Origin of the sequence: Mesorhizobium sp. M4B.F.Ca.ET.089.01.1.1, assembly GCF_004022605.1 — a bacterium.
GTDB classification, from domain to species: domain Bacteria; phylum Pseudomonadota; class Alphaproteobacteria; order Rhizobiales; family Rhizobiaceae; genus Mesorhizobium; species Mesorhizobium abyssinicae.
In genome coordinates this window covers 1-5,456 of the sequence record NZ_RZOS01000393.1, presented here as the reverse complement: position 1 = coordinate 5,456, position 5,456 = coordinate 1, and the positions used below count along the sequence as shown (strand labels likewise).

Annotated in this window: 8 protein-coding genes; 6 read left to right on the top strand and 2 right to left on the bottom strand. The window is 64.8% G+C overall.

What is annotated here, in order from left to right; all coding sequences use genetic code 11:
- The first annotated feature begins 131 nt into the window (after positions 1–131).
- On the top strand, positions 132–899 hold the full coding sequence (locus EN780_RS26720) for an alpha/beta hydrolase (protein ID WP_128275787.1): 768 nt from the start codon (positions 132–134) through the stop codon (positions 897–899).
- 19 nt (positions 900–918) lie between these two features.
- On the top strand, positions 919–1,419 hold the full coding sequence (locus EN780_RS26715) for a GNAT family N-acetyltransferase (protein ID WP_128275786.1): 501 nt from the start codon (positions 919–921) through the stop codon (positions 1,417–1,419).
- On the opposite strand, the gene EN780_RS26710 is transcribed toward EN780_RS26715, so the two are convergent.
- Positions 1,416–2,021 carry a hypothetical protein gene (locus EN780_RS26710; protein ID WP_127391518.1) on the bottom strand — a complete coding sequence of 202 codons (606 nt, stop codon included), beginning with the start codon at positions 2,019–2,021 and terminating at the stop codon, positions 1,416–1,418. The genes EN780_RS26715 and EN780_RS26710 overlap by 4 nt on opposite strands.
- A 290-nt stretch (positions 2,022–2,311) precedes the next feature.
- Between EN780_RS26710 and cysE the strand changes: the two genes are divergently transcribed.
- Together cysE and EN780_RS26700 are read left to right on the top strand one after the other, a co-directional pair.
- The gene (gene cysE / locus EN780_RS26705; protein ID WP_127285831.1) at positions 2,312–3,160 is read left to right on the top strand and encodes a serine O-acetyltransferase; all 849 of its coding nucleotides are present in this window, start codon (positions 2,312–2,314) and stop codon (positions 3,158–3,160) included.
- Positions 3,161–3,303: 143 nt separating this feature from the next.
- Complete coding sequence (locus EN780_RS26700) at positions 3,304–3,507, top strand: DUF3126 family protein (protein ID WP_042644432.1); 204 nt, start codon at positions 3,304–3,306, stop codon at positions 3,505–3,507.
- Positions 3,508–3,577: 70 nt separating this feature from the next.
- Here the strand turns inward: EN780_RS26700 and EN780_RS26695 are convergent, their stop codons facing one another.
- Positions 3,578–4,309, bottom strand: coding sequence for a hypothetical protein (locus tag EN780_RS26695; protein ID WP_128275785.1), 732 nt, complete (start codon positions 4,307–4,309; stop codon positions 3,578–3,580).
- Positions 4,310–4,434: 125 nt separating this feature from the next.
- On the opposite strand from EN780_RS26695, the gene EN780_RS26690 reads away from it, so the two are divergent.
- Together EN780_RS26690 and EN780_RS26685 are read left to right on the top strand one after the other, a co-directional pair.
- Positions 4,435–4,779 carry a hypothetical protein gene (locus EN780_RS26690; protein ID WP_127285829.1) on the top strand — a complete coding sequence of 115 codons (345 nt, stop codon included), beginning with the start codon at positions 4,435–4,437 and terminating at the stop codon, positions 4,777–4,779.
- 19 nt (positions 4,780–4,798) lie between these two features.
- Positions 4,799–5,326: a gamma carbonic anhydrase family protein gene (locus EN780_RS26685; protein WP_128275784.1), complete on the top strand. Its 528-nt coding sequence runs from the start codon at positions 4,799–4,801 to the stop codon at positions 5,324–5,326.
- Positions 5,327–5,456: the final 130 nt, after the last annotated feature.

The window sequence follows — 5,456 nt, the reverse complement described above, 5'->3', positions numbered from 1 at the left end:
GTGCCGATGGCCGGACGGCGACCTGTTGCGCCATCCGGCCATCGGCACGGCGTCGGGGCCGGCCAAGCCGGCGCCTGACAAGGGCGATGCGCCGAGCGTCGATCCCAACTGAACAATCCGGACCTTTTCCGATGCAGTATTTTTCGCATGACGGTTTCGACCTCGCCTATCTCGATCGCCAGCCGGCATCGGGCCACGGCGATCCGGTGCTGATGATCCACGGCTTTGCCTCCAGCCACTATGTCAACTGGGTGTCGCCGGGCTGGTTCAAGACGCTCAACGATGCCGGCTACCGGGCGATTGCCTTCGACAATCGCGGCCACGGCTCGTCGTCGAAAAGTTACAACGAGGCCGACTACACGCCGGCAAAAATGGCTTCCGACGGCGCCGCCCTGCTAGACCATCTCGGCATCGAACGCGCCCACGTGATGGGCTATTCGATGGGCGCGCGCATCTCGGCGTTCCTGGCGCTTTCCGATCCGGACAAGGTGGCGACGCTGGTGTTCGGCGGCCTCGGCATCGGCATGGTCGACGGCGTCGGCGACTGGGATCCGATCGCCGAGGCGCTGCTTGCCGAGGACCCGGCAACGACGACGCATCCGCGCGGCCGCTCGTTTCGCGCCTTCGCCGACCAGACGCGCAGCGATCGCCGGGCGCTTGCCGCCTGCATCGCCACCTCGCGCGAGTTGCTTGGCGAAGACGATATGGCGCGGATCGCGCAGCCGACCTTGGTCGCTGTCGGCACCAAGGACGACATCGGCGGCTCACCGGACGAACTGGCGGCGCTGATGCCGAACGCCCGGGCGTTCCACATCGAGGGCCGCGACCACATGCTGGCAGTCGGCGACAAGAGCTTCAAACAGCGCGTGCTGGAGTTTTACGCCGAAAACCCGCTCTGATACCGCATCTGTCAGGACCATGGTCGACCTTCTCGTCACCTATATGGAGATGACCGAGCCGCCGTCCGGCGCGGCTTCTTCCGCTCCGACAGCCGGCGCGACGGTGGAGCGCGAAGCGCTCGAGATCGCCAGCTATTTCAGCCTCTACCGCGCCGTCGGCGAAGCCGTGCAGTGGGATCAGCGGCTGCGCATGAAAGCGGCGGACCTCGAACGGCTGCTCGCCAGTCCGGCGACGCATGTCCATGTCCTGCGCGTCGACGGCGAGGCGGCAGGCCTGTGCGAGTTCAACGGCGTTGGCCAGTCCGTCGTCGAACTCACCCATTTCGGGCTCGTGCCCGCCTTCCAGGGCCGCGGGCTCGGGCCGTTCCTGCTCGACCGGTCGCTTCGCGCGATCTGGTCATATCGGCCCGAACGGCTCTGGCTGCACACCGACACCTATGACCATCCCAATGCGCAGCCCGTCTACAGACGCGCAGGCTTCAGGCCGTATGCCGAGCGCATGGAGACGTTCCCGGATTAGCTAACACCTCCGAGCGCTTGCAGCGATCGCGCCAGGTTTTGTCTGGCCTGGGGCTCGAACCGTTGCCGGAATTCATCGGTGTGGAAGATATGCGGGCGTGCGAGGAAACTCTTCAGCACCGCGCCGCGGCCGGCGCGCCACATCGACTCCTCGACCCATTGATACTCCTGGCGTACCGCCTGCTCATAGGTGTCGAAAGTACCGGGCGCCGCGCCAAGGATTGCCAGGTCCATGTCGAGCAAGAGCGCTGTGTCGCGGATGAAGTCCGCATCGCCCGAGCTTGGCAATTCGTGCGTCGCGGTGGCGAGGATCATCGCGGCGATGCGGCCGAGGCGCACGGCGTCGGTGCGGCCGGCGAGTTTTTGCTCTGCAAGAGCGGCACTCTTCGCCTCGTTGTCCTTGGCCTGGCTGTCATAGATGGCGTCGTGGAACCAGATCGCTGCGTCCACCGCTACGGGATCGTGGAGCAGGGCTTTGTACTCGCCAGCCAGCGCCAGCATCGCCTCGATATGGGCAAGGCCGTGGTAGTGGCGGTCCGGTGCCCGATAGAGCGATGAGAGCTCGTTTCTCAACGCTTCGTCGATCAAGGCTTCGTTTTCCATGCTGCTTCACCCTTCCGACATTTGACGCCGGGAGCCGGGGCGACGCAAGTCGAGCCTGTATGGCATCGGGCAATTCGCCTGCAGACGCCACCGGCACCGGATTGACCAAAACGCATCGCGGCGGGAAGCTGCCTTCTCGAGGCAGGCCGCAAGGGTTCGTTTTCCATGGCCGCTTGATTTCCGATGAACCAAATCCATTTGACAAAGCACTAAGGAAAATTGAGTTCCCCCGTGCTATGATCTGGCCTATATGTGCGGCCGGTAAGGAGCCGGCAGGCCGGAGACCGTCGATGAACAGCATTACGATTGCCCGCCCCAGCATTGTGCAGCCGGTCGATCCGATCTGGCGCTCGATCCGCGACGAGGCGATGGAAGCGGTCAACCGCGACCCGCTGCTCGCGGCGTTCCTCTATGCGACCATCCTCAACCAGGAAAGCCTGGAGGAAGCGGTGATCCACCGCCTCGCCGAGCGCCTCGACCATCAAGATGTCGGTTCCGACCTGATCCGTCAGACCTTCAACGCCATGCTTGCCGACAATCCCGATTGGAGCGCCACGGTGCGCGTCGACATCCAGGCCTATTACGACCGCGATCCGGCCTGCGACCGCTTCATCATGCCGGTGCTCTATTTCAAGGGCTTCCACGCCATCCAGACGCACAGGCTGGCGCACTGGTTGTGGAACCAGGGCCGGCGGGATTTCGCGCTCTACCTGCAGAGCCGCTCCTCCTCGGTGTTCCAGACCGACATCAATCCCGCCGCCCGCATCGGCAAGGGCATTTTCGTCGACCACGCCACCGGCCTTGTCGTCGGTGAGACGGCGGTGATCGAGGACGATGTCTCGATCCTGCATGGCGTGACGCTCGGCGGCACCGGCAAGGCCGGTGGCGATCGTCATCCGAAGATCCGCCGCGGCGTGCTGATCGGCGCCGGCGCCAAGATCCTCGGCAACATCGAAGTCGGCCATTGCTCGAAGATCGCGGCCGGATCGGTCGTGCTGTCACCGGTGCCGCACAACAAGACGGTCGCCGGCGTGCCGGCGCGCGTCGTCGGCGAGACCGGTTGCGACCAGCCTTCCAGGCAGATGGACCAACTCCTGCCCTCGCAAACGATGGACCACGTCGTCAGCTTCGATATCTGAGGCCGGGGCGCCCACCCGCGCGGCTGAAACCGGCCGCAGATGCGGAGGCGCTTTCGTTCTGCCGCCGGCTTGTCTTTACATCGCCATTGTCGACGTGCCAGAAGCGCGTTCAACCCAGCAAGCCCGACGATCGGAGAAGACTGTTGAAGCCGGACGAAATCAGAAAGCTGGACGCCTATTTCAAGCGCGTCTTCCAGAATCCCAAGCTCCAGGTGAAGGCGCGCCCGCGCAAGGAAGATTCGGCCGAGGTCTATGTCGGCGACGAATTCCTCGGTATCGTCTTCAAGGACGAGGACGATGGCGACTACAATTTCTCGATGGCGATTCTCGACATCGACCTGGGCTGAGCCCTCTGCTGGCCGGGCCTGCGTCGGCGCAGCCCGGTCAACGCTTCTTATCTTGTAGTGGTCACTTGCCCTATCGTCCTGTCTTCAGGACATGCGCGGCCGCCGCCGCGATCGCCGCGTCAAGCGCCTGCCAGTTGCCGAGAAATTCCCTGGGAAAGCGATAGGTGAGGCTGAGGCCATCGCCGACCTGGAAGTCGCGCTCGCAAGGCGCCAGCGATTCCTCCGCGCTCGGTCCGCTCAGGCAGCGGGCAACGAACGGATCCTTGCCCGGACGGCCGGCCACCGCGAGCACCTCGTTGAGATAGCCTGATTTCTCGGTGAAGCCATAAAGCGTCGTGCCGCCGGGTCCCGGCGTGCCGGGCTGGACGATCAGCGCGCTATAGATTGGGGCGAAGCGGCCGCTCATGTCGCGCGACATCATCTGCTGCTCGAAGGAGAGGAAGACGACGTTCTTGCGCGCGCCCGTATGGTTGAAGTCGTCGCGGGCGGCTGTGCTGTAGCCGTCCATCTCGGGGTAGCGCATATAGAGGTCGAGGCGCGAGGCGATGCCGTCGCGCCGCGCCTGCTCGAAGCGGATGAAATTGGCCGGGACGGCAATGACATTGTTGCCGATCACCACCTCATGGATGGTCGTGTCGTCGGTGTAGCCGGCCATGGCGATCGAGCGTCCCAACCATTTGCCGCCGAGGCTGATCGCCACCGAAAGCAGCGCCAGCGCCGCGAAGGCATAGAACACACGCTTCATCAGCGTGGAATCGACAACCTCGAATTCCGGGCCACTCGCGGTCGCCGCCTGCTTCATCGCTATCCCCGTTACGGTCGCCGATCCCGCTGGATGTCCCCGGGCGGCACACATTGCGCGGCATGGCTCTTGCAGCGCGCCTGTCGGATGCGACTGTGCGACGTCATGGTAAACGGAAGGTAAAGATGGGTGCTGTGGAGCTGGTGCTCTTTGCTTTCGCCGTCGGCCTCACCGCCGGCGGCCTGATGGGATCGGCGATGGAACTGGCCAGCGGCCGCAGGCTTGCCTTCGTCGAGCCCTATGTGTCGCCTTCGCACATACTGCGATCGCTGGCCGCGACGGCATGCGCGGGGCCGTTCATGCTCGCCAATGACGCTTTGGATGCCCGCAGGCAGGGCCGCATCACCACGCTGGCGCTGATGTCGTGTGGGTGCACGGCGATTGCCTGGGCGCTGGCGCAGGGCGTCGTCCTGCTCGCCATTGCATCCTGGGCGACCGGTCTCCTAGGGTCGGCTCACTTTCCAGCGTGAGACGATTCGGAGACGGACAATGCCGACCTATGCGATCGACGGAAAAGCGCCCAGCTTCGAGGATGCCGACAGCAACTGGATCGCGCCGGACGCGACGCTGATCGGCGACATCAACATCGGCCGCGATGCCGGCTTCTGGTTCGGCGTCGTCATCCGCGGCGACAACGAGCCGATCACCATCGGCGCCGGGACCAACGTGCAGGAGCATACGGCGATGCACACCGATCCGGGTTTTCCGCTGACCATCGGCGAGGGCTGCACGATCGGTCACCGCGCGCTGCTGCATGGCTGCACAATCGGCGACAACAGCCTGATCGGCATGGGCGCCATCGTGCTCAACGGAGCAAGGATCGGCAAGAACTCGCTGGTCGGCGCCGGCGCGCTGGTCACCGAGGGCAAGGCGTTTCCCGACAATTCGCTGATCGTCGGCTCGCCCGCGCGGGTCGTGAGGGAACTCGATGACGCCGCAGTCGCCAGGCTGCGCGGCTCGGCCGCGCACTACGTCGCCAACGGCAAGCGCTTCAAGGCCGGGCTGAAGAAGGTCTGAGGCAGCGACCGGCGGCGGCCGTTGGCATCTCTCAACGTTTCCGGCCAGGATACGAGCCAGGCTTTCCCAGCGCCTCGCGCAGCAGCGAAGCGCCGGCTTCAAAGCCGGCATTGTCGGCATCCTCCAGCGC

Bases quoted from the DNA above. Each gene is read 5' to 3' on its own strand.
- EN780_RS26690 (WP_127285829.1), top strand. From the start codon at position 4,435: ATGGGTGCTGTGGAGCTGGTGCTCTTTGCTTTCGCCGTCGGCCTCACC.
- EN780_RS26695 (WP_128275785.1), bottom strand. From the start codon at position 4,309: ATGAAGCAGGCGGCGACCGCGAGTGGCCCGGAATTCGAGGTTGTCGAT.
- EN780_RS26715 (WP_128275786.1), top strand. From the start codon at position 919: ATGGTCGACCTTCTCGTCACCTATATGGAGATGACCGAGCCGCCGTCC.
- EN780_RS26710 (WP_127391518.1), bottom strand. From the start codon at position 2,021: ATGGAAAACGAAGCCTTGATCGACGAAGCGTTGAGAAACGAGCTCTCA.
- EN780_RS26720 (WP_128275787.1), top strand. From the start codon at position 132: ATGCAGTATTTTTCGCATGACGGTTTCGACCTCGCCTATCTCGATCGC.
- EN780_RS26685 (WP_128275784.1), top strand. From the start codon at position 4,799: ATGCCGACCTATGCGATCGACGGAAAAGCGCCCAGCTTCGAGGATGCC.
- cysE (WP_127285831.1), top strand. From the start codon at position 2,312: ATGAACAGCATTACGATTGCCCGCCCCAGCATTGTGCAGCCGGTCGAT.